20 protein-coding genes are annotated in these 21,527 nt (G+C 66.1%); 8 read left to right on the top strand and 12 right to left on the bottom strand.

Annotated elements, in window-relative coordinates; translation table 11 throughout:
* Positions 1–28: 28 nt before the first annotated feature.
* On the bottom strand, positions 29–931 hold the full coding sequence (locus tag ACMDW7_RS04950) for an NAD(P)-dependent oxidoreductase (RefSeq protein ID WP_377300354.1): 903 nt from the start codon (positions 929–931) through the stop codon (positions 29–31).
* Positions 932–1,049: 118 nt separating this feature from the next.
* On the opposite strand from ACMDW7_RS04950, the gene ACMDW7_RS04945 reads away from it, so the two are divergent.
* A complete protein-coding gene (locus ACMDW7_RS04945; protein WP_377300355.1) occupies positions 1,050–1,925 on the top strand; it encodes a DUF1223 domain-containing protein in 876 nt (291 codons plus the stop codon).
* Positions 1,926–2,049: 124 nt separating this feature from the next.
* On the opposite strand, the gene ACMDW7_RS04940 is transcribed toward ACMDW7_RS04945, so the two are convergent.
* Positions 2,050–2,301: a hypothetical protein gene (locus tag ACMDW7_RS04940; RefSeq protein ID WP_377300356.1), complete on the bottom strand. Its 252-nt coding sequence runs from the start codon at positions 2,299–2,301 to the stop codon at positions 2,050–2,052.
* A gap of 379 nt (positions 2,302–2,680) precedes the next feature.
* On the opposite strand from ACMDW7_RS04940, the gene ACMDW7_RS04935 reads away from it, so the two are divergent.
* Positions 2,681–3,487 carry a PPK2 family polyphosphate kinase gene (locus ACMDW7_RS04935; RefSeq protein WP_377300357.1) on the top strand — a complete coding sequence of 269 codons (807 nt, stop codon included), beginning with the start codon at positions 2,681–2,683 and terminating at the stop codon, positions 3,485–3,487.
* 228 nt (positions 3,488–3,715) lie between these two features.
* Here ACMDW7_RS04935 and ACMDW7_RS04930 read toward each other — a convergent pair whose 3' ends face one another.
* Both ACMDW7_RS04930 and ACMDW7_RS04925 read right to left on the bottom strand, forming a co-directional pair.
* The gene (locus ACMDW7_RS04930) at positions 3,716–4,252 is read right to left on the bottom strand and encodes a DUF2062 domain-containing protein (RefSeq protein ID WP_377300358.1); all 537 of its coding nucleotides are present in this window, start codon (positions 4,250–4,252) and stop codon (positions 3,716–3,718) included.
* A 132-nt stretch (positions 4,253–4,384) separates the two neighbouring features.
* Positions 4,385–5,788 (bottom strand): UDP-glucose dehydrogenase family protein, encoded by a 1,404-nt coding sequence (locus ACMDW7_RS04925; protein ID WP_377300359.1) that lies wholly within the window; start codon positions 5,786–5,788, stop codon positions 4,385–4,387.
* 208 nt (positions 5,789–5,996) lie between these two features.
* Here ACMDW7_RS04925 and ACMDW7_RS04920 point away from each other — a divergent pair, with 208 nt between their 5' ends.
* Positions 5,997–7,019 carry a glycosyltransferase family 4 protein gene (locus ACMDW7_RS04920; protein ID WP_377300360.1) on the top strand — a complete coding sequence of 341 codons (1,023 nt, stop codon included), beginning with the start codon at positions 5,997–5,999 and terminating at the stop codon, positions 7,017–7,019.
* A 95-nt stretch (positions 7,020–7,114) separates the two neighbouring features.
* A complete protein-coding gene (lplT, locus tag ACMDW7_RS04915) occupies positions 7,115–8,341 on the top strand; it encodes a lysophospholipid transporter LplT (RefSeq protein WP_377300361.1) in 1,227 nt (408 codons plus the stop codon).
* A 54-nt stretch (positions 8,342–8,395) separates the two neighbouring features.
* Here the strand turns inward: lplT and ACMDW7_RS04910 are convergent, their stop codons facing one another.
* Positions 8,396–10,018, bottom strand: a complete 1,623-nt coding sequence (locus ACMDW7_RS04910; RefSeq protein WP_377300362.1) for a gamma-glutamyltransferase family protein — start codon at positions 10,016–10,018, stop codon at positions 8,396–8,398.
* 192 nt (positions 10,019–10,210) lie between these two features.
* Here ACMDW7_RS04910 and ACMDW7_RS04905 point away from each other — a divergent pair, with 192 nt between their 5' ends.
* Positions 10,211–11,929, top strand: a complete 1,719-nt coding sequence (locus tag ACMDW7_RS04905; RefSeq protein WP_414859615.1) for a methyl-accepting chemotaxis protein — start codon at positions 10,211–10,213, stop codon at positions 11,927–11,929.
* On the opposite strand, the gene ACMDW7_RS04900 is transcribed toward ACMDW7_RS04905, so the two are convergent.
* From ACMDW7_RS04900 to ACMDW7_RS04885, 4 genes are read right to left on the bottom strand one after another with little or no spacing between them, the layout of a single operon-like run.
* Positions 11,887–12,420, bottom strand: a complete 534-nt coding sequence (locus tag ACMDW7_RS04900) for a GNAT family N-acetyltransferase (RefSeq protein WP_377300364.1) — start codon at positions 12,418–12,420, stop codon at positions 11,887–11,889. The two genes, ACMDW7_RS04905 and ACMDW7_RS04900, sit on opposite strands and share 43 nt — an antisense overlap.
* The gene (locus tag ACMDW7_RS04895) at positions 12,417–13,547 is read right to left on the bottom strand and encodes an NAD(P)/FAD-dependent oxidoreductase (protein ID WP_377300374.1); all 1,131 of its coding nucleotides are present in this window, start codon (positions 13,545–13,547) and stop codon (positions 12,417–12,419) included. The genes ACMDW7_RS04900 and ACMDW7_RS04895 overlap by 4 nt, the downstream gene beginning before the upstream one ends.
* 49 nt (positions 13,548–13,596) lie before the next feature.
* Positions 13,597–15,102: a tripartite tricarboxylate transporter permease gene (locus ACMDW7_RS04890; RefSeq protein WP_377300365.1), complete on the bottom strand. Its 1,506-nt coding sequence runs from the start codon at positions 15,100–15,102 to the stop codon at positions 13,597–13,599.
* Between the two features lie 13 nt (positions 15,103–15,115).
* Positions 15,116–15,847 carry a tripartite tricarboxylate transporter TctB family protein gene (locus tag ACMDW7_RS04885; protein ID WP_377300366.1) on the bottom strand — a complete coding sequence of 244 codons (732 nt, stop codon included), beginning with the start codon at positions 15,845–15,847 and terminating at the stop codon, positions 15,116–15,118.
* Positions 15,848–16,058: 211 nt separating this feature from the next.
* Here ACMDW7_RS04885 and ACMDW7_RS04880 point away from each other — a divergent pair, with 211 nt between their 5' ends.
* Positions 16,059–16,889 (top strand): N-formylglutamate amidohydrolase, encoded by an 831-nt coding sequence (locus ACMDW7_RS04880; protein ID WP_377300367.1) that lies wholly within the window; start codon positions 16,059–16,061, stop codon positions 16,887–16,889.
* Between the two features lie 2 nt (positions 16,890–16,891).
* On the top strand, positions 16,892–17,959 hold the full coding sequence (locus tag ACMDW7_RS04875) for a nitronate monooxygenase (RefSeq protein ID WP_377300368.1): 1,068 nt from the start codon (positions 16,892–16,894) through the stop codon (positions 17,957–17,959).
* Positions 17,960–17,980: 21 nt separating this feature from the next.
* On the opposite strand, the gene rnhA is transcribed toward ACMDW7_RS04875, so the two are convergent.
* Genes rnhA through ACMDW7_RS04860 form a run of 3 tightly spaced genes read right to left on the bottom strand, consistent with a single transcriptional unit; the run spans position 17,981 to position 20,617 of the window.
* Entirely contained in the window at positions 17,981–18,424 is a 444-nt protein-coding gene (gene rnhA, locus ACMDW7_RS04870; protein WP_377300369.1) for a ribonuclease HI, read from the bottom strand.
* Between the two features lie 48 nt (positions 18,425–18,472).
* Positions 18,473–19,750, bottom strand: a complete 1,278-nt coding sequence (locus ACMDW7_RS04865) for an RNA-guided endonuclease InsQ/TnpB family protein (RefSeq protein WP_414859614.1) — start codon at positions 19,748–19,750, stop codon at positions 18,473–18,475.
* Between the two features lie 3 nt (positions 19,751–19,753).
* Positions 19,754–20,617, bottom strand: a complete 864-nt coding sequence (locus ACMDW7_RS04860) for a class I SAM-dependent methyltransferase (RefSeq protein WP_377300371.1) — start codon at positions 20,615–20,617, stop codon at positions 19,754–19,756.
* Between the two features lie 82 nt (positions 20,618–20,699).
* Between ACMDW7_RS04860 and gloB the strand changes: the two genes are divergently transcribed.
* Positions 20,700–21,461, top strand: coding sequence for a hydroxyacylglutathione hydrolase (gloB, locus tag ACMDW7_RS04855; protein WP_377300375.1), 762 nt, complete (start codon positions 20,700–20,702; stop codon positions 21,459–21,461).
* The last annotated feature ends 66 nt before the right edge of the window (positions 21,462–21,527 follow it).

Below are 21,527 nucleotides of genomic sequence, written 5' to 3'. Positions count from 1 at the left end.
CGATGCGGGCTTCGTGCAGTCTGCCGGCTTACTTGCGCAGGCGGCGGATCAGGCTGGAGGTATCCCAGCGCCCGCCGCCCATGCGCTGCACGTCGGCATAGAACTGATCGACCAGGGCCGTCACGGGCACGGGGCTGCCGTTCTTGCGCGCCTCGGCCATGACGAGGCCCAGGTCCTTGCGCATCCAGTCCACGGCGAAGCCGAAGTCGAACTTGTCCTCGACCATGGTCTTGCCGCGGTTGTCCATCTGCCAGCTCTGCGCGGCGCCCTTGCCGATGACTTCAAGCACCTGCTTCATGTCCAGCCCGGCGTTCTGGCCGAAGTTGATGGCCTCGGAGAGGCCCTGCACCAGCCCGGCGATGCAGATCTGATTCACCATCTTGGCCAGTTGCCCGGCGCCGGCCGGCCCGAGCAGGGTGCAGGCCTTGGCATAGGCCATGACGACCGGCTTGGCGGCGTCAAAGGCTGCCTGATCGCCGCCGCACATGACGGTGAGCAGGCCGTTCACGGCGCCCGCCTGGCCGCCGGAGACCGGTGCGTCGATGAACTGGATGCCGCGCTTGGCGGCTTCGGCCGCGAGTTCGCGCGCCACCTCGGCGCTAGCCGTGGTGTGGTCGATGAATGTGCTGCCCGCGGCCATGCCCGCAAAGGCACCCTCTTCACCGAGGCAGATGCCACGCAGGTCGTCGTCATTGCCCACACAGGCCATGACGTACTGCTTGCCCGCAGCTGCGGCCTTCGGGGTGGCGGCTGTACTGCCACCATATTCCGCCGCCCAGGCCGCCGCCTTGGCGGCCGTGCGGTTGTAGACCGTGACGGCATGACCGGCGCGCTGCATGTGGCCGGCCATGGGGTAGCCCATGACGCCCAGGCCCAGGAAGGCGGTGGTGGCGGGGGTAACTGGGTCGTAGGTCTTGGCGGGTGCGTTCATGGTCGGGTGTCTGAGTGATGTTGTTGGTCTGCGGAGGGCGCAAGCGGCTGCAGCGTGCTTGTAAGGCAGCCCGCCCGGCGGCGACTATTGTGTTCCAACACCTGTTGAGGGGCGCCCCATGTTCTCCCGGATTGCTTCGCGTACTGCCCTGATCAGCAGGCTGCCTGCGCGCCATCTTGTTCTGCTTGGGCTGATGTGGGCGGCCGCCGTGCCCTTGGCGCAGGCCACGGCACCCAAGCCCGCCGCCAAGCCGGCCGAAAAACCCAACCTGCAGGCGGCCTGCCGCAACGAGACCGGCGCACGCCGCACCGCCCTGCTGGAGCTCTACACCAGCGAAGGCTGCGACAGCTGCCCGCCGGCGGACGCCTGGCTGGCCACGCTCAAACCCACGGACGCCGCCATCCCCCTGGCCTGGCATGTGGACTACTGGGACCGCCTGGGCTGGAAGGACCGCTTCGCGCGCGCCGACGCCACAGCCCGGCAGCGCGCCCAGGTGCAGGCGCAGGGCGACCGTGTGGTTTACACGCCGCAGCTGCTGGCCAGCAGCAAGACCGTGCGCTGGGCAGACGACAGCCGGGTGGCGGCCCGCATCAAGGAAGTGAACGCACAGCCCAGCACTGTGTGGATGGCCATTGGCCGCGGCATGGCCATCAACGGCTACGTGGGCGTGGAGCTGGTGGTGCAGGCCACGGACAAGGCCGGTGCGGCCGCACATGCGGGCACCAACGGTGCCCAGGCCTGGGTGGCACTGGTGGAAGACGGGCTGGAATCGAAGCCGAACGCCGGCGAGAACCGCGGCGCCGTGCTGAAGCACGACCACGTGGTGCGCGAGGTGATCGGCCCGCTGAAGGTCACGCGCGAACGCATGGCCCATGTGCACGCGCTGTCCATCCCGGCGGACGCCGACGTGGACCGGATCCGCATGGTGGGCTGGGTGGAGGCTGCCAATGGCGAAGTGCTGGGTGCCGTGGCGACGCGATGCGTGAACCAGTAGCAACCGGGCAGCTACGACGCAGCACCCCCGGGCTGGCCGGCTGGGGGATCAAACCGGGGGCAGGCAGCGACTTCGGACGGCGACCTCGGAAGACGACTTCGCGCCGATGCCCGGCGCAGCGGCCTTAGCTGCGGTCGCCGCGGGGGGCGGGCAGCGGTGCCTGGGCGGTGTCGATGCGGTCGGCCGTGATCACGACGCGATCCAGCTGCACGACGGATTCCGGCGCGTGGCGATCGGCCAGCGAATACACGGCCATCAGCGGCACCACGACGAGCAGCAGACCGGCGAGCAGCTTGGTGGCCAGACCATCAAGGTCCGAGCGCGGGTTGAAGGCTGCACTGAAGGCAGGTTGGGAAGCGGCGTTGGAGCGAAACATGGAGGATGTCCTTTTGTTGTCTGGAGGCTGACCGACCTTGTGGGTCGCGACGGATGTCGTGGTCGCCCCGTTTTATGCACAGCAACAGATCCACTGTGTGCAGGCAGTTTGCAGGCTGCACATGACAGCAGCACGGCAGTTTTGTTGCATTGCAATAACTGGGCATTTTTCCCTGGAAATCAAGGCTTTAGACCCCTCCATACCCTGTTTTTTCGGCATCAATGCTGCAATTGCATAGGGCGATGCCGAGGGCACATGAAGCGGGTGGGATCAGCCCGTCGTTGGTGCTGTCTGCACCCCGGATCGCGCAGCACGCATTGCCGCTGCCGCAAGCCCGCAATAGGCTTGAAGCCCGCCGCCCCACCCCGAGGCCTGATCCATGCCCCGCTTTGACGACTTTGTGCCCGGCAAGCGCTTCCGCTTGAACAGCATCGACCCGGCCGCCACGCCCTTTTCAAAAGGCAGCGAGGCCGAGCAGAAGGGCCGGCTCGACGCCCTGGCTGCCCGCCTGGACGAATTGCAGGACCTCCTGCACGCCAATGGCGGGCGGCGCGTGCTGCTCGTGCTGCAAGGCATGGACACCAGCGGCAAGGACGGCACCATCCGCTGGGTGTTCGGCCGCACCTCGCCACTCGGCGTGCGGGTGCATGCCTTCAAGGCGCCGACCGAGGAGGAGCGCGCACGTGACTTTCTGTGGCGGTGCCACGCCGTGGTGCCGCGTGCCGGCGAGCTGGCCGTCTGGAACCGCAGCCACTACGAGGACGTGCTGGTGCCGACCGTGGAAGGCTGGATCGACCGCGAGGAGACCGAGCGGCGCTACACGCACATCAACCACTTCGAGCAACTGCTGACCGACACGCACACCGTGCTGATCAAGTGCATGCTGCACATCAGCAAGGCCGAGCAGCGCCGCCGGCTGCAGCAGCGCATCGACGACCCGGCCAAGAACTGGAAGTTCGCATTGGGCGACCTGGACGCCCGCAAGCAGTGGGACGCCTACCAGAAGGCCTACGAGCGCCTGCTGCGCGCCACCTCCACCAAGCACGCGCCCTGGTACGTGATCCCGGCCGACGACAAGCTGCATCGCAACCTCATGATCGGCGAGCTGCTGGTCGAGCGCCTGAAGGCCATGAAGCTCAAGGCGCCGCCGGCCAACCCGGCGCTGATTGGCCTGAAGGTCAGCTGAGCGGCGACCGACCGGCAGCGCGCGAGAGTCGGGGCCGCTGCGCGGCTCGCAGTTTCGGCCATGTCGATACGCTGTTTTCAGCCATGAAATCCGTCGCCCGGGGATGGCCCGCTCGCCGCTTGTGTGGCGCGGGTCTTGGGGTGTCTGACGCTGGATTTTCGGGCTGATGCGTCATGATCGGACGTATCGGCCGTCCACTTTCGGCCAGATTCGGCCGGAGCGACTTCTTCAGACCCGCGCGCGTTGCGCCCGGCGGCTGCGCCACTTGCGCGTGGAGCGCCAGCGCCAGACCGCCTCGATGCCGAAGTAGGTGACGATGCCGGCAATCACCGACAGCACCACGATGCCCAGCACGAGTGGCAGACCCAGGTACTGCACCGTCTGGATCGCACCCCAGAACCAGTGCTCATTCTCCGGCAGGCTGGGCAGGCTCACCGGCCGGCCCAGCAGCAGCGAGCCGATGGCGTATTCGCAATACAGCACCGGGGCGAGGGTGAGCGGATTGGTGATGAATGTGGTGGCCGCCGCAATGGGCACATTGCCGCGCATGTAGAGCGAAGCGAGGGCTGCAAAGAAGATCTGCCCGATGGGCGTGAGCAGCGCGAAGAACATGCCCAGCGCCGCGCCGCGCGACACGCTGCGGCGGTTGATGTGCCACAGCGAGGGGTGGACGATGCGCTCCGCCCAGGGCCGCAGCCACTTGTGGGCGGCCAGCTCTTCCTTGCTGGGCAGGTGCTTGTCGAACCAGTTCGGCTTTCGGGACATGAAGGCGAGGTCGTTGCGCGCGGCCGGACTTCAACCCCGGGTTCACAACTGTTTTGTGGTGTCCCGATTATCGGTGCGCGGCGTTGCAGCTTGATCGTCCGTATTCTGCGGGTTTGCCCGCAGCGCCTGCACTCAGAGCGCCAGCAGCACTGGCCGGCCATCTGCAGCCGGGACGGCTGAGCCCGCACTCACGGGCGCAAGAGCCTCGCTGCCTGGCCGGCCCACACCCAGATAGCGCAGCCCGGCGGCCTGCACCTGGGCAGCGCGCCAGAGGTTGCGGCCATCGAGCACCAGATGGCCGCGCAGGCTGCGCGCGAGCGCCGCGAAGTCTGGCTCCCGAAAGTGTGCCCACTCGGTCAACAAGACCAGTGCATCCGCATCGCGCGCGGCATGCATCGGCGATTCACACAGGCGCACCTGCGGCACATCGGCCCACACCCGCGCAGCAGCCTGCATGGCGGCGGGGTCGAAGGCCTGCACGCAGGCGCCCCGCTCGACCACCAGATCGATCACCGTGCGTGAGGGCGCCTCGCGCAGATCATCGGTCTCCGGCTTGAAGGACAGGCCCCAGATGGCCACGGTGCGTCCAGCCAGCCCGCCCAGCGCCTGGCTCAGGCGCTCGACCAGATGGCGCTTGTGCAACTCGTTGCTGCCGTTTATGGCGTGCAGCATCGGCACGTCCACACCAAGGCAGTCGGCCAGTACGCCCAGCGCCTGCACATCCTTTGGGAAGCAGGAGCCGCCATAGCCGCAGCCCGCAGCCAGAAACTGCGGCCCGATGCGCGGATCGCTGCCAAGCACGGCGCGCACCTGCTCGATGTCGGCGCCGGTGGCCTGTGCGATGCGCGCCAGCTCGTTGATCAGCGCCACACGTGCAGCAAGCATCGAGTTGGCACCGTACTTGGCCAGTTCAGCGCTGCGACGGTCCATGACCAGGAGCTGTGTCGCCTGGCTCACAAAGGGCCGGTACAGCTCGCGCAGCAGGCGGGCATCGTCCACATGCTCGACGCCGATCACAACCCGATCGGGTTCGCCGAAGTCGCGCACTGCGGTGCCCTCGCGCAGAAACTCCGGGTTGGCGGCTACGCGCACGCGCTGCTGCTCACGCGCCAGACCGCGCTGCGCCAATCCATCCTGGACGGCCGCCGCTACGCGGTCTGCGGTCCCGATGGGCGCCGTGGACTTCTGCACCACGAGGCAGTCGGGCGCCATCCAGGCCGCCAGTTCGCGTGCCGCATCGAAGAGCTGGTGCATATCGGCCGCACCATCGGGCCGCGGCGGCGTACCCACGCAGATGAATGCGAGTTGGGCCATGCTCACGGCCGCCATCGCTGTCTCGAATCGCAGGCGACCCTGACCCACGCCCTGTTGCACGAGGCCGGCCAGCCCGGGCTCATAGAACGGCACCTGGCCGTCGTGCAGCATCTGCACCCGCATCGCGTCGCGGTCAATCGCCAGGACTTCATGCCCCGCCTGCGCAAGACAGGCGGCCGTGACCAGCCCCACATAGCCCGTACCGATGACCGCGATTCGCATGGCTGGCCTCCAAGGAGATGCTCGCACTGCGCGCACCCTAGGCGGCCTGCATGACAGACCGAATACACAAGGCATGACGCCAGTCTCGCTGTGGCACACCGCCCACAGCATGCTCGGGGCGTGCTGGCGCGTGATTGGACGTCACAATGCTGTGGTCTGCTCATGAGTTAGCCCGCGCTCCGCGCCGGCTGAGCACGGAGGGCAGTCAATGCGGATCGTGATCGTCACGGATGCCTGGCATCCGCAGACCAACGGCGTGGTCTTCACCTGGACCTACATGCAGCGCGAGCTCGGCCGCTTGGGCCATGAGGTGCAGATCGTGCACCCCAATGGCCACCGCACGATCGGCATGCCCAGCTATCCGGAGATTCGCCTGTCCACCGAGCCGGGGCGCATCATCCGCGCAGCGCTGGCCGAAGCGCCGGACCGCCTGCACATCGCCACCGAAGGACCGCTGGGTCTGGCCGCACGGCGCCACGCGCTGGCGCGCGGCTGGCAATTCACCACCAGCTACCACACCAAGTTTCCGGAGTACGTGCACGCCCGGGTGCGCATCCCGCTGGCTTGGACCTACACGCTGATGCGCCGTTTCCATCGTCCTTCTCGCGCCGTGCTCGCACCCACTAAGGCCATGGTTGACGAGTTGCGCGGCTGGGGCTTCGCGCAGGCACAGGTCTGGGGCCGTGGTGTGGATCAGGACGTGTTCCAGCCTGGCGCACGCGACGCGCTCGATCTGCCGCGGCCGATCTTCATGAACATCGGCCGCGTCGCCGTGGAAAAGAATCTGGAAGCCTTCTGCGAGTTGGATCTGCCCGGCAGCAAGGTGGTGGTGGGCGACGGCCCGGCCCGCGCGCGCCTGCAGCGACAGTACCCGCGGGTGCATTGGTTAGGCATGGTGAACCACGCACAACTGGCGCCGCTGTACCGCGCTGCGGATGTGTTCGTTTTCCCCAGCCGTACCGACACCTTCGGACTTGTGCTGCTCGAAGCGATGGCCTGCGGCACGCCGGTGGCGGCCTATCCGGTCACTGGCCCGATCGACGTCGTGCCACCGCGCGGCGGCGTGCTGTCCGAGGATCTGACCGCCGCGTGCCGCGCCGCGCTTACGCTGGACCGCAATGAGGTGGCGGCCCTAGCGCGCAACGCCAGCTGGCAGCAGGTCGCGCGGGATCTGCTCGCACAGATGCAGCACACCCTGCCCAAGCGCAGCGCCCTGCGCTCCGCCGCCTGATGCGGCAGCAGCCAAGCGGGGCCTGATCGCGCGTGCGTCCGGAGCAGCCCCAGCGAGAGCACGAGGCCGTAGCCACCAGCCCACCCGGCACTTCCATGGAATCGGACTCCATGCGCCCGGCAGCCACGCTGCTGGCGACCCAGTTTCTCTCTGCGCTGGCTGACCACGCGCTGCTGATCCTGGCCATCGCCCTGCTACAGCAGGCCCAGGCGCCCGCCTGGATGACGCCAATGCTGAAGTTCACCTTCATCCTCGCCTATGTGGCGCTGGCCTTCTGGGTCGGCCGCTGGGCGGACTGGCGACCCAAGCGCGAGGTGATGTTCGCGGCCAATCTGCTGAAGGCCGCGGGCTGCATGGCGCTGATCGCCGGCCTGCACCCGCTGCTGGCCTACGGCGTCGTGGGCGTCGGCGCCGCAGCCTACTCGCCGGCCAAGTACGGCCTGCTCACGGAACTTATGCCAGCGCGCATGCTGGTGCGCGCCAACGCCTGGCTCGAGGGCCTGACCATTGGTGCCGTGATCCTCGGCACGGTCCTCGGCGGGTTTCTGGTGAACCAAGAGTTGCTTGGCGCTCTGCACCGGGTGCCTGGGCAGGACAGACTCACCCTGCTGCCGGGCCTGTTCGTCGCCCTCATGCTCTACGGCGCATCGGCCCTGCTCAACCTGCGCGTGCCGGACTCCGGTCGTCGCTACGGTGCCCCGACACGACCAGCGCTCCGGGTCTTTGCCGCTGCCCTGGCCGCCCTCTGGGCTGATCGGCTTGCGCGCATCAGTCTGCTGTGCACCACCCTGCTGTGGGGCGTGGGTGCAGTGCTGCAGTTCCTCGTACTCGACTGGGGCAGACATTCACTGGGTTTGAGCCTGGACAGCGCTGCACTGCTACAGGCCGGATTTGGTTTGGGCGTGGCCGCTGGTGCCGTGCTGGCCGGCCGAATGCTGGTATTGGAGCGTGTCGAGCGCCTGCTGCCCTGGAGCCTGCTGCTCGGCCCTGTGCTGCTGATGATCCTGCCGCTGTCGGGTTCGGCGATCGGTACCGCCGTGCACATCGCGGTCATGGGTCTGGCGGCCGGGCTGTTCGTGGTGCCCATGAACGCCCTTCTGCAGCACCGCGGCTACGTGCTGCTCAACGCCGGGCAGAGTATTGCGGTGCAGAACTTCTGCGAAAACCTGAGCGTGCTGGGGGTGATGGCGCTGTACGCGATGGCGCTCACGCAAGCGGCGGTGCTGGAGCACGTCGTGATCGGCCTTGCGGCTGCGCTCACGACCTGCCTGCTGTTGATCTGGCGTGGCAATCTCCCGCCGGCCGATGCCCCGCGGCAGTAGCCGGCCAAGGTCGATCCAGACCGTGCCGCGCAAACCAGCCGCGGCACAGCCAGCTCAAAATCCTGCCGCGAGCCCGTCGCGCCGGCTGTCGCTCGCAGCTACATAGCCCTCCCGCGCCGGGTCGCCCAGGCGCCAGATGAACTGGCCGCTGCCGAAGTCCATGTAGCTGTCGTTGGCCTGGGTGATCTTGTGGCCGCGCGCCACCAGCTCGCTGACCACGGCCGCCGGCATGGTGTGCTCGACCTCGATGTCCAGGCCCTGCATGAACTTCCAGCGCGGTGCATCGCAGGCCGCCTGCGGGTTCTGCCCGGCCAGCAGCATGCGAGTGAGTGTCTGCATGTGGCCCTGGGGCTGCATGTTGCCGCCCATCACGCCAAAGCTCATGACCGGCTGCCCGCCCTGGGTCAGGAAGGCCGGGATGATGGTGTGGAAGGGCCGCTTGCCCGGCGCCACGCAGTTGGGGTGCGCGGCATCGAGGTGAAAGGCGTGGCCGCGGTTCTGCAGGGACACCCCCCAACCCGGCACGACCACGCCGCTGCCAAACCCCATGTAGTTGCTCTGAATGAAGCTGACCATCATGCCGCGCTCATCGGCCGCCGTCAGATAGATGGTGCCGCCGCCTGCGGGCTTGCCCGGCATGAAGGCCTGGGCGGTGCTGCGGTTGATCAGCTCGGCGCGGGTCTTTAGATACTTCGCATCGAGCATTTGCTCCGGGGTGAGCTGCATGCCCCCTTTGGGGTCGGCCACGTAGGCATAGACATCCGCAAAGGCAAGCTTCATCGCCTCGATCATCAGGTGGTGCCAGTCTGCGCTATCCACCTTCACGCCGTTCAGATCCACATGGTTCAGGATGCCCAGGGCGATCAGCGCCGCAATGCCCTGCCCGTTGGGCGGAATCTCGTGCAGGGTGTGGCCGGCAAAGTCCTGCGCGATCGGCGTGACCCACTCGGGCTTGTAGGCGGCGAGATCGGCCTCGGTCAGTGAACCGCCGGTCTGGCGGGCATAGGCCGCAATGGCAGCGGCAATCTCGCCGCGGTAGAAGGCCTCACCCTTGCTCTGCGCGATCAGCTTGAGCGCGCGCGCGGCACCCGGCAGCGTGAAGTGCTCACCCACCAGCGGCGCGCGGCCGTGGGGCATGAAGTGCTCGGCAAAGCCCGGCTGGTCCTTGAGCAGCGGCGCGCCCAGGCCCCACTTCTCGGCGACGATGCGGCTCAACGCAAAGCCGCGCTCGGCGTACTCGATGGCCGGCGCAAGGACATCGGCAAACGGCAGCTTGCCCAGCTTGCCATGCAGCGCCGCCCAGCCGGCCACCGCGCCCGGCACGGTGATGGTGTCCCAGCCGCGCACCGGGCGCTTGGCAGGAAGATCGTCGCCGTACTTCTTCTTGAAGAAGTCGAGCGACCAGGCGGCCGGTGCCGTGCCGCTGGCGTTCAGGCCATGCAGTTGCGTGCCGTCCCAGACGATGGCGAAGTTGTCGCTACCCAGGCCGTTGCTGCAGGGCTCGGTCAGTGCAATCACCGCCGCGGCGCCCACAGCCGCGTCCACGGCGTTGCCACCCTGCGCCAGCAGCTTGAGGCCGGCCTGCGCGGCCAGGGGCTGACTGGTGGCCACCACATTGCGGGCAAAGACCGGGCTGCGTTCGGTGGGATAGGGGTTGCGCCAGTCGAAGGTGGGCATGGAAGGCATCCTCTGCGGGGGTTGCTGGCAGAGCGATGCTCGTGCGGCACCGCCTGTGCACTACGTCATGGATGCGCAGTCTATCGATGCGGCGCATGGTTGCGGTCCAGGCCAATAACCATGACGCGAGTGGTGCGAGGTTTCCCGTAAATGCAGCGTCTGGGCTGAAAACCGTGCGCTTCTCCATGGCTCATGCGAGCCGGCCGCTGTCTAGAGTCACGTCGCGGTACGGATGAACCGCATGTGAGCCGTCGCGACAGCGATCTGTCGTGCCGCGCAGCTATCTCGGACACCCGGCCCCTTCAAGGAGTCACCATGCAAACTCGCAGCAGCCTCAAGGTCAGCCACAAGCTCTTTGCCAGCTTCGGGCTGATGTTCACTGCGCTCGTCGCCGTCGCTGTTGTCGCCTTTGTCGTCTTCTCTCAGCTCCAGGCCACGGCAGCCCGTGTGTCCGAACGCCTCGTCCCGCAGATCGACCGCATCTCGGAGGTGCAGATCCTGATGTTCCGGATCTCGCTGGAGGCTCGGCATGCCATGCTGGTCAAGACGCCGGAAGAGCGCACGGAAACCATGAATCGCATCGGCGAGTTCCGCAAAGAGATGCTCAGCAAGCTGGAAACGTTCGAATCCCAGATCACGACGACCGAGGGGCGCGAACGCTTCAAGAGAATTCGAAACGCCGATGTGGCCTTCTGGCAACTGGCGGGTCAAGTGGCGGGCAAGATTCAGTCTGGTGACATTGATGGCGCCTTTGAGCAGCTGAAGACGGATCTTGTCCCTGCGCGCGACGCCATGGTCAAGGCCATCGCCGAGCAGCGCGAGTACCAGCAAGCCCTGGCCGCCAAGGCAACGCGCGAAGCCAGTGAAACAGCCAAGGCGTACAAGCTCATCATCGCGGTCATTGCGGTGCTCGCCTCGGCGATTGCGTTGAGCCTTGCGATTTCAGTGACCCGCATGGTGCGCGGCGCGCTGCGTCGAGCACGGACCGTGACCGATCGCATCGCCAAGGGTGATCTGCAGTCCGACATCTGGGTGCGCCCAGGTGACGAGTTCGGTCATCTGTTCGAGTCGATCTCCGAGATGCAAAGCCGTCTGGCCGGGGTGGTGGGGCAGGTGAACCATGTGGCACAGCAGATTGTGCGCACGGCGGAAGCGATCGACAGTGTGAACTCGGAACTCAGTGACGTCTCGCAGGAGCAGACGCGCTCGGTGCAAGCCTCTGACGAATCGACGCGGCGCATCACGGCAGCGGTGCACTCCAGTGGCGAGAGCACTGCACAGGTCAGCAATCTGGCCCGCCAGGCCAGCACCGTGGCCAGCGAAGGCGGCAGCGTTGTTGGACAGGTGGTCGGCACCATGCACGAGATCGACGAGTCCTCGAAGCGGATTGCCGAAATCGTCAATGTCATCGATGGCATTGCCTTCCAGACCAACATCCTGGCGCTGAATGCCGCGGTGGAAGCGGCGCGCGCCGGCGAGCAAGGCCGCGGCTTCGCCGTGGTCGCCGGCGAGGTTCGCACACTCGCACAGCGCTCGGCCAAGGCGGCCACCGAGGTCAAGCAGCTGATCGATGAGTCGGTCAACCGCGTACGCACCGGCTCCGCCCTGGTGGATCAGGCAGGTCGCTCAATCACCGACGTTGTCAGTGCCGTCGAGAAGGTCAGTGCACTGGCCGGCCAGATCGCAGACGCGACTCGAGCCCAGCGGGCCGATGCCAGCGCAGTGGAAGCAGCGGTCTCCCAGATCTCGCAAGCGAATCAGCGCGGCAGCCATGTGGCGACCCGATCCAACAAGGCGGCCGCCGAACTGCGTGAACAAGCCCAGGCGCTGGAACGCGCGGTCGCAGCGTTCACGCTGGAGATCGGCCTTCAGGCCGAGGCGAGCCGCTTGAGCATCAGCACCGAGCGATAAACCTTGCCAGGCCACTGCACGTGGCCTGCAGGTTCAAACCCCCAGCGTGCGTAAGCCGCGATCAGGTGTTCGGCCTGCTCTGCCGTATCCAGGGCCAATGCGAGTTCGCCGTCATTGATAGCCAGCACTTCAGCCGCATCCATGAGTGCAGTACCGATGCCAGTACCCTGCCAGGGTGGATCCACCGCAAACTGATGTACTGACGCGACGCGGGTGAAGAGCTCCGCCTCGCAGGACGTGATACGGCGTGTGTAGAGAAGCGTACCCACCACGCGCCCGTCAACTTCAGCCACCAGGCAACAACCCTGGGCGATGCGACGCCGCGTGGTCTCCACCGTCTGGTCGACTGCGGTGTAGTTCAGGCCGCGCGCGGCCAACGCGGCGTAGGCTCGGTGCAGCAGCGCAGTCAACGCGTGCAGATCGTCGTGGTCGGCAAGCCGCCGAACATGCGGCCTGCGAACGTTCTCCCCAGCGGGGAACGCGCTGCTCATCTCAGCAGCACCTCGACGTGCTCAGCGATCGCCATGCTGGCGGTCAAGCCCGGCGACTCGATGCCCATCAAGTTCACGAAGCCCGGCAGTCCATGTGAGTCAGGCCCTTCGATGAAAAAGTCTGCTGCTGGCTCGCCCTGTGCGTGCAGCTTGGGGCGTACGCCGGTGTAGCCGGGCTGCAATGCACCCTCGGGTAGTGCGGGCCAGTAATGGCGAATGTCGGCATAGAAGTCATCCAGCCGCGCTGGGTTCACGCGATAGTCGATCGCGTCAGGGTCGGTGGTATCCAGCCACTCGATGTCCGGCCCGAAACGTGCCTGACCACCTTGATCCAGACTGAAGTGCGTACCCAGCGCATCGGGCCGCGGCAAGGGATACACCAGTCGAGAGAATGGTGCGCGACCGGCCAGCACGAAGTAGTTGCCCTTGGCGTAGTGATGCTGCGGCAACCGCGCCAGCCATGCGGTCTGCTGCTGCGCATCGCGCAGTTGCACCGCCCGGGCCAGGTGTGGCGCGCGCAGCCCACCACAGTTGACCCAGCTGTCGCAGGCAAGCGCAGTGCCGTCCTCGGTCTCGATCCGCCAGCCGCGCTCTTCCTGAACGACCTGCTGCACGCGGGCATGCAGCACTGTGATGCCGCCCGCCTGCTCGAACTCTCCCTGCAGTGCCAGCATGTAAGCATGGCTGTCCACCATGCCCGAACTGGGCGAGTGCACCGCCGCCACGCAGGACAGCGCTGGCTCCATGGTCCGCGCCTGCTCGGCGCTGATATGAACCAGGTCCGTCACACCCAGCGCAGCGGCGTTGGCCACGAGCGCGCTCAGGCGCGGCACCTGCGCCTCATCCGTGGCAACGATCAGCTTGCCAAGCCGTCGGGCCGAAACGCCGTGGGCGGCGCAGAAGTCATAGAGCAACACCTTGCCGCGCACACAGAAGCGGCCCTTCAATGACCCTGGCGGGTAATAGATGCCGGCGTGGATGACCTCGCTGTTGCGCGAACTCGTGCCGGTCCCAATCGCGTCTGCGGCCTCCAGCAGGAGCGCCTCGCGCCCAGCCTGCGCCAATGCACGGGCGCAGGCCAGCCCGACCACCCCGGCACCCACCACGACGCACTGCACTCGGTCCATGCTCATTGGCTGCGTGAAGTGCGTCGCAGTACGCGGTGCCGACCTGCAATCAGGTAGGTTCGGTGAAGACTTCTTCGCGGCGCGACTTGATTGCCGGCAGGGTGACCAACAGCACGAGCACAAGCGCCAGCACCAGCAGGGTCGCAGACAACGGCCGCGTGACGAAGGTGGAGAAGTCCCCGCGCGACAGCAGCAGCGCGCGGCGGAAGTTCTCCTCCATCATCGGCCCGAGGATGAAGCCCAGCAGCAGCGGTGCCGGCTCGCACTTGAGCTTGATGAACACGTAGCCGATGAAGCCGAAGATCGCGGTCATGAACACGTCGAACACATTGTTGTTGACCGTGTAGACGCCGATGCAGCAGAAGGTCAGGATCGCCGGGTAGAGGAATCGGTAAGGCACCTTGAGCAGGCGCACCCAGATGCCGATCAGCGGCAGATTCAGGATGACCAGCATGGCGTTGCCGATCCACATGCTGGCGATCAGGCCCCAGAACAACTCAGGGTTGCTGGTCATGACCTGCGGACCGGGCTGGATGTTGTGGATGGTCATGGCACCGACCATCAGCGCCATCACGGCATTGGGCGGAATGCCCAGCGTAAGCAGCGGGATGAAGTTGGTCTGCGCAGCCGCGTTGTTGGCGGACTCCGGTGCGGCGACCCCTTCGACCGCACCCTTGCCGAACTCATGCTTGTTCTTGCTGATCTTCTTTTCGAGCGTGTATGCGCCGAAGCTGGCCAGCGAGGCACCGCCACCGGGCAAGAGTCCGAGCACTGAGCCCAGCAAGGTGCCGCGCATCGTCGGGCCGGCGGCACGCTTGACGTCGTCCTTGCTGGGGTAAATCTGCAGCTTCTGGTCGGTGAAGACCTCGCGTGCTTCCTTCTTCTCCAGGTTGGTGATGACCTCGGCAAAGCCGAATACGCCCATGGCGATCACCACGAAGCCGATACCATCGGCCAGGGACTGGATGTCATAGGTGTAGCGCTGCACACCTGAGTTCACGTCCGTGCCGATCAAGCCCAGAAGCACGCCCAGCACGATCATCGCCACGGCCTTGGGCAGGCTGCCCGAGGCCAGAGCCACAGCGCCGACCAGGCCAAGCACCATCAGGCTGAAGTACTCGGCTGCGCCGAACTTGAAGGCCAGTTCCGCCAGCGGCGGCGCAAAGGCGGCAATCGCCATCGTGGCTACGGTGCCTGCGAAGAACGAGGCGAGGGCCGCAGTGGCCAGCGCCGGCCCCGCGCGACCGCGCCGCGCCATCTGGTATCCGTCAATGCACGTGACTACCGAACTGGCTTCGCCCGGGATGTTCACGAGGATCGAGGTGGTCGAGCCGCCGTACTGGGCACCGTAGTAGATGCCCGCGAGCATGATGAGCGCGGCCGTGGGCGGCAACACGAAGGTGGCCGGCAGCAGCATCGAGATCGTGGCGATCGGCCCCAGGCCGGGCAGCACACCGATCATGGTGCCGATCATGCAGCCCAGAAATGCGTACAGCAGGTTCTGCAGCGTGAACGCCGTACTGAATCCGAGGGCGAGATTGTTGAGCAGTTCCATCGTCGCTCTCTCCTCAGCTCAGCCAGTCCGGGCGGACCGGGATCGTCAACTTGAGTGCGATCGTGAATACCCATACCGAGAGCGACAACAGCACATGTGTGGCCACGGCGTATTCCTTGCCGAGTCGATCGAGCAACTTCTCCGGCGCTATCTTCAGCAGTACCCACACGCCAAGGGCAACCGTGGCCAGCACGACAGAACCCAGGATGATCTCGTCCACCCAGCCCATCAGCGTGGCCAGACCGCCGAGGCTTTTGCTGGCGCCCACAAGGCTCTCCGACACCGACTCCACCACTGGCCGCAGGGCGCTCGTCAGCGTACGGCCGAGCAGGAAGCAGAGTTCGAACGCCACGACACCCGCCACGCCGCCCTTGATCACGGCACCGAAGCGCGATTCGTGCGAGGCGAGCGAGGCCACTGCAACCAGAACGGTCACGGCGAGGATCATGCCGACCGGACGCAGCATGAAGCCGAAGATCACGGTGGCGCCGAGCACGAACACAATGCTCTTCCAGTCCCAGGCACCGACCTCCTCCTCCTGCCGCTTTGCGCTCAAGGCGCCGAACAGGACGATCAGGCCGAGCCCGGCCAGAATGAGTCCGAGCCAAAACGGGAAGTAACCCGGCCCCATGCGGCCGGCGGTGCCGAGGTCGTAGTTGATTCGGCCATAGATCGAGAAGAACAGACCGACTGTGATGAACATCATTCCGGACCAGAAGTCCGGATACGAGCGGATCTTGAACAAAACAGGTCCCCTTGTTGTGCGTGCCGGTGCGCCAGGCTGCTGATCGTCCTGGGCCCGGGCCGGCCGCTTTGTACTGAGTAAAAACCCCCGGACTATCGTTCCTGCGCCCGGATTTGGCAACCGATTGCGCGTGCGAGAATTCTTGCACCATGCGCCCGAGTCCCAGCCTGATGCACGCTGTTTGCGCCACCCGCAACGCCGGAGCGCGGACATGATCGATCTGCGCACTCCCGCCCAGCCACGCGCTTTGCTGCTCGACTCACCGCACAGCGGCGTGCACTACCCGGATGACTTCAACCATGTGGTCCCGCGCCAGAACCTGCGCGACGCTGAGGACACCCATGTGGACGCGCTGTTTGCGCCTTGGGTCGAGCAGGGCGCCACACTGATCGCCGCGCAGTTTCCGCGCAGCTATCTCGACGTCAACCGCGCCGCCACTGACATTGACGAGGCACTGATCGAAGGGCGCTGGCCTGCGCCGATCGCGCCGACCCGAAAAAGTGAAATGGGCAAGGGTCTCGTGTGGCGCTGTCTGGACGACGGTTCGCCGATTTACGCGCGCCGTCTTCGTGTCGATGAAGTGCAGACGCGGATCGAACGCTGCTGGCAGCCCTACTGGGACGCACTCCTTGCCCACCGCGACCGCCTGCATGGCGCCCACGGCCGCCTGTTCCACGTCAATTGCCACTCGATGCCGAGCGCCGGCGGGCTGTTCGCGCACGATGCGCCGGGCACGACCGATCTGCCGGACTTCGTGGTCGGCGACCGCGATGGCACGACCTCTGGCGCAGAGTTTTCGCGCTTCGTGGGGGAGTGGCTTGCGCAGCGCGGGCATCGTGTGAACTGGAATGCGCCGTACAAAGGCGTGGAAATCGTGCGCGTCATCGGCCAGCCTACACGCCAGTGCCACAGCATCCAGCTGGAGATCAATCGGCGCCTGTACATGGATGAAGCCACGCGCGAACTCAGCCCCGGATTCGAACCGCTGAAGACCGAGTTGAGCGCGCTGTGCGCTGCACTGATCGAGCACTTCAGGCTTTGATCATGCCGTTTACCTTCGATCAGTTGCGTATCCCGATCATCCAGGCACCGATGGCGGGTGGTCCGAGCACCCCGGCACTTGCCGCGGCCGCGATTCGCGCAGGCGGCATGGGCAGCCTCGGAGTGGCCTACCTGAGCGGCGAGCGCATCGTGCAGGACATTCGGCAGACGCGCGCGCTGTGCGCTGGCGCAGCCGGCCCGCTGAATGTGAACTTGTTCATGTTTCCACCCGCGTTCAGGGTCGATGACGAGCGGGCGGCCGCTGCCGAGGCCGCACTGGCACCGATCGCGCAGCGTCTTGGCATCGCGGCACCCAAGCTGCCAGGCAGCGCCTGGCATCCGCCGCTTGCCGAGCAACTGGACGCGATCTGGTCCGAGCAGCCCGAGCTGCTGAGCTTCCATTTCGGACTGCCGCCGCCGGAGGCGATTCAGCGTGCCCACGACCTGGGCATCGCGGTCGCTGTCACCGCCACCTCACTGCATGATGCGCGCACCATCGAAGCCGCCGGCGCGGACTGCATCGTGGCCCAGGGCATCGAGGCAGGGGGGCACCGCGGCGAGTTCGAGGTGTCGCCCGCCCCGCCTGAGGGGCCCTCTTGCATTGCGCTTGTGGAAGCCATGCGCAAGGACGTCCGCATCCCGATTGTGGCCGCAGGCGGTCTGATGGATGGCGCGGACATCGCAGGTGCGCTGGCTGCCGGTGCGGCCGCCGCCCAGCTGGGCACCGCCTTCCTGCTGTGCCCGGAGGCGGGCACAACGGCAAGCTATCGCGAGCTGCTGCGCCTGACCGCGCGTTATCAAGATCGAACGGTTCGGTTCACGCGGGCGTTCTCCGGTCGCTGGGCACAGGGTGTCGAAAACGGCTTCATGCACAGCATCGACCCAACAGCCACCGCCCTGCCGTTCCCGGCTCAGAATGCGCTGTCAGGCGCGATCCGCACTGCGGCAGCGCAGCAGCATGACGCCGAACACCAGAGCTGCTGGTCGGGCCGAGCGCTGCACCGCATCCGCGAGCTGCCGGCTGAACAGCTGATGGAGACGCTTGCCGCTGAGCTGGCCCGGCATCGCTGAGCGCGTACGGGCCGATGCAACTCAGCGCTTGACGCTGCGCACCTCGTCAACGCCCAGATTGGCCAAGGCATCTGCGCGCTCGTTGCCGGGATGGCCGGCATGGCCCTTGACCCATTGCCAGCTCACCTGATGCATCCGTGCGAGCTCATCCAGCGTGCGCCAGAGATCCTCGTTCTTCACTGGCTTTTTGTCCGCCGTCTTCCAGCCGCGCGCCTTCCATGCGGGCAACCACTCGCTGATGCCCTTGAGCACATACTGGGAGTCGGCCCACACCACGATCTCGCAAGGCCGCTTGAGCGCACGCAGGGCTTCGATCACCGCCGTGAGTTCCATGCGGTTGTTGGTGGTCTGCGCCTGCCCACCGTGCAATTCGCGCACCGTTTCCCCGTAGCGCAGCACCACACCCCAGCCTCCCGGGCCGGGGTTGCCTTTGCAGGCGCCATCCGTATACGCCTCAACCTTCATTCAAGTCTCTGTTTCGTTGGCTTGACGACCTTGACATCCTCCCCACGGCTAAAGCCGGGGGATTCCTGCTGCCAGAGGGCCATGTCCGGCCCCGGCTGACGCTTTTGCGCCAGCCTCATTCACTGCACGTTCGCAGGCTTTCGCCTCCAGTGCAGAGGAGAACTGCTGCTCGAGCTGGAGAAGTCCACGCTTCAGAATGTTCCTGGCGGCGTTCACATCCCGGTCGTGCGCCCAGCCGCAGTGGGCGCAAGCCCATCTGCGCACCGCTAGGCCTTCGACCCCAGATGGCCCGGTGCGCTCGCCGCAGTGACTGCACGTTCGGGTGGTGTGGCTCTCGCTCGTTTCCAAGAACCAGACTGCCGCGTCATCGCTCTTGTACTTCAGCATGGTTCTGAGGGTGCTCCAGCCCGCGTCCAGCACGCTCTTGGCGTGCGGACCCTGGGCTAGAGCCTGGGCATTGACGTCGCCCACGACGATGCAGCCATGCTCGCGCACGAGTTGACTGCTGAACTGGTGCAGGAAATCCTTCCTGCGGTTGGCGATCTTGGCGTGGATGGCACGTACGCGCGCCCTCTTGCCGGCGCGTTGCGCGGTGGCCAGGGCCGGCTCAAGATCCCGGTAGAAGCGTTGCGCTTCGATCTTGCGTCCGTCGCTCAAGGCAGCGAGATCCTTGAGCCCCAGGTCGATGCCCACCGGTGCCGAAAGGGTTGGCGGCTTGGCTGGCAGCGCCGGCAGCTTCACCGTGACGTTCAGGTACCAGCGTCCGCGGGCGTCCTGGCTGATGCAGCCGGCGCCCAGTTCGACCTCGCCCATGCCCCAAGAGTCCCAAATGCCTAGCATTTGGCCTTGGAACTGGATCTGGCCGGCGCGATAGGTCAACGAGCGCGCCTTGAACGGAATCCAGCCCAGCGATCGACGGCTGCCGCGGCTCACGCGCCAGGCCAGGCGCCGCTTGCGGTGCTGGGCGCGGCGCGTCACAAACTCTTCGGCGACTTGCTGAAAGACCGCTGAGCCCACCGGCAGGCCCTCTTTGCTGGCCCCGGCCATGTAGCGCTGAAGCTCAGACGCCTTCACAAAACGCTGCTCACGCTCCAGGATCTTCAGGCTCAGCTCGTTGCAGTAGTTCCAGCACAGATTGACCGCTCGGGCCATCTCATCGAGCGCCTCAGCGTGCTTGTTCTTGATGCGAACGCGCAGCACACGCACCCGATGCTTGGGCCGGGCAGGCTTTCGAGGCTCATTGGACAAGCGCGTTTCGATCATAGGCTGTATGAATATACAGTTCGTGTCATGCGCCACCAAAAGCCTCTGCGGCTGGCGCCGCACGCGCTATCCCTCCCCATGCCTGAAGGTAGGGGCTTCTCGCGCGGTTTGGTGAACGCCCAAGACCTCGAAGGACACCGGGCTGTTCGAGGCTGCGGGCACCGGTGCAATGGCTGCTCGCGCGGGCTTCTTCCACGCCGCACCGATCAGACGCATGCCCCGCACATGCTTGACCGCACTCATTGCATAGACACTGCCAGTAAAGGGCCACCACCGCGGCCCCATGCGATCCATCCATGCCCATCGCTCAAGCCAGCGCTCGGAACGCACCCAGGGCACGTAGCAACCGAAGCGGCTGCGCTGCGCGTCCATGCCCAGAAGCTTGAACCAGTCCTTCAAACGCGGCGGACTGATGAACTGCCCCTCGCGCGGCAGATACGGCCCCAACGGGCGCATCAATCGCTGGCGCGCGCCCCAGAGCGATAGCGGGTTGAATCCGAGAACGACCACGCGCCCCTCAGGTACCAGCACGCGCTCGACTTCCCGCAGCACCTGGTGCGGGTCCGCGGCGAACTCAAGTACGTGGGCCAGCACAACGAGATCCAGGGTTTGCGCCGGGAACGGCAGATCCTCAGGCTCGATCAGCAGATCAGCAGCCAGACCGAAATCCGCACCCGCTCCAGCCAACCAGCGATGCGGCATGCGATTCGCGCGCAGCCCGGCCAGTTCGGGCCAGCCCAGCTGGAGTGCATGGAATCCGAAGACGTCATCGACCATCTCGTCGACGATGCGCTGCTCCCAGCCGAGCACATACTGACCGGCCGGGCACTGCGCCCATTCGGACAGGGGCTGCATCAGACCGCTGCACGCCGAGCGCGGCCCGGCCTGCGGACGCTTGCCGGAGTCGGGATCGGGGGCGCTGGAGCTCATGTAGGCGTTGCGATGGCGTGGAGATCGTGGGCAAACTGCGCAGAATCGACTGCACGTGGACCGGAAACACCTCTTGGACGCCATGCTGAGCATCACCGAGCTGCCCGCATTCACAGACAACTACATCTGGGCAATCCACGACACACAGCAGGCCTGGGTTGTGGACCCGGGTCAAGCCGAGCCGGTGCAGCGCTGGCTTGCATCCGGCGGCTTGAAGCTGCGGGGCATTCTACTGACGCACCATCATGGCGATCACATCGGTGGTGTCGCGGCATTGCGTACGCAATTTCCCGGTATCGAGATCATCGGCCCGCTGGCTGGGCGCCAGGCTGGCACCATGCCCTGGCTCACCCAGGCTGTGAAAGATCGAGACGCAGTGCAACTCGCCCCTTGGGGAGTGACGCTGCAGGTGCTCGCGACGCCGGGGCATACGCTGGATCACATCTGCTACTTCGCAGTGGGCACAGCAGACGGCACGGGCATCGATAGTCCGGCGCTGTTCTGCGGCGACACGCTCTTTGCGGCCGGCTGTGGTCGCCTGTTTGAAGGCAGCCCCGAGCAGATGTGGACAAGCCTCAGTGTCTTGGCCGAACTGCCAAGTGCCACGCGGATGTTCTGCGCGCACGAGTACACGGTGGCCAATCTCCGCTTTGCCACGCACGTCGAACCGGCCAATACGCGCACCGCCGAGCGTCTGGCTGCCTGCATTGCTCTGCGCGCTCAGGGTCGCTGCACCTTGCCCTCGACGATCGAGACCGAGCTTGAGACCAACCCCTTCCTGCGCGCGGGGTCAGCGGCCGAGTTTGCGCGGCGACGCGCACTCAAGGATGTGTTTCGCGCTTGAACGGGCACGCACTGCGCGGGTCGTGGTTGACGCGGACTGCACATTGGACGCTGCGCTCCAGCAACA

This window comes from Piscinibacterium candidicorallinum (assembly GCF_047549485.1).
Taxonomy (GTDB): Bacteria; Pseudomonadota; Gammaproteobacteria; order Burkholderiales; family Burkholderiaceae_C; genus Piscinibacterium; species Piscinibacterium candidicorallinum.
This window is presented reverse-complemented; position numbering and strand designations above follow the sequence as displayed.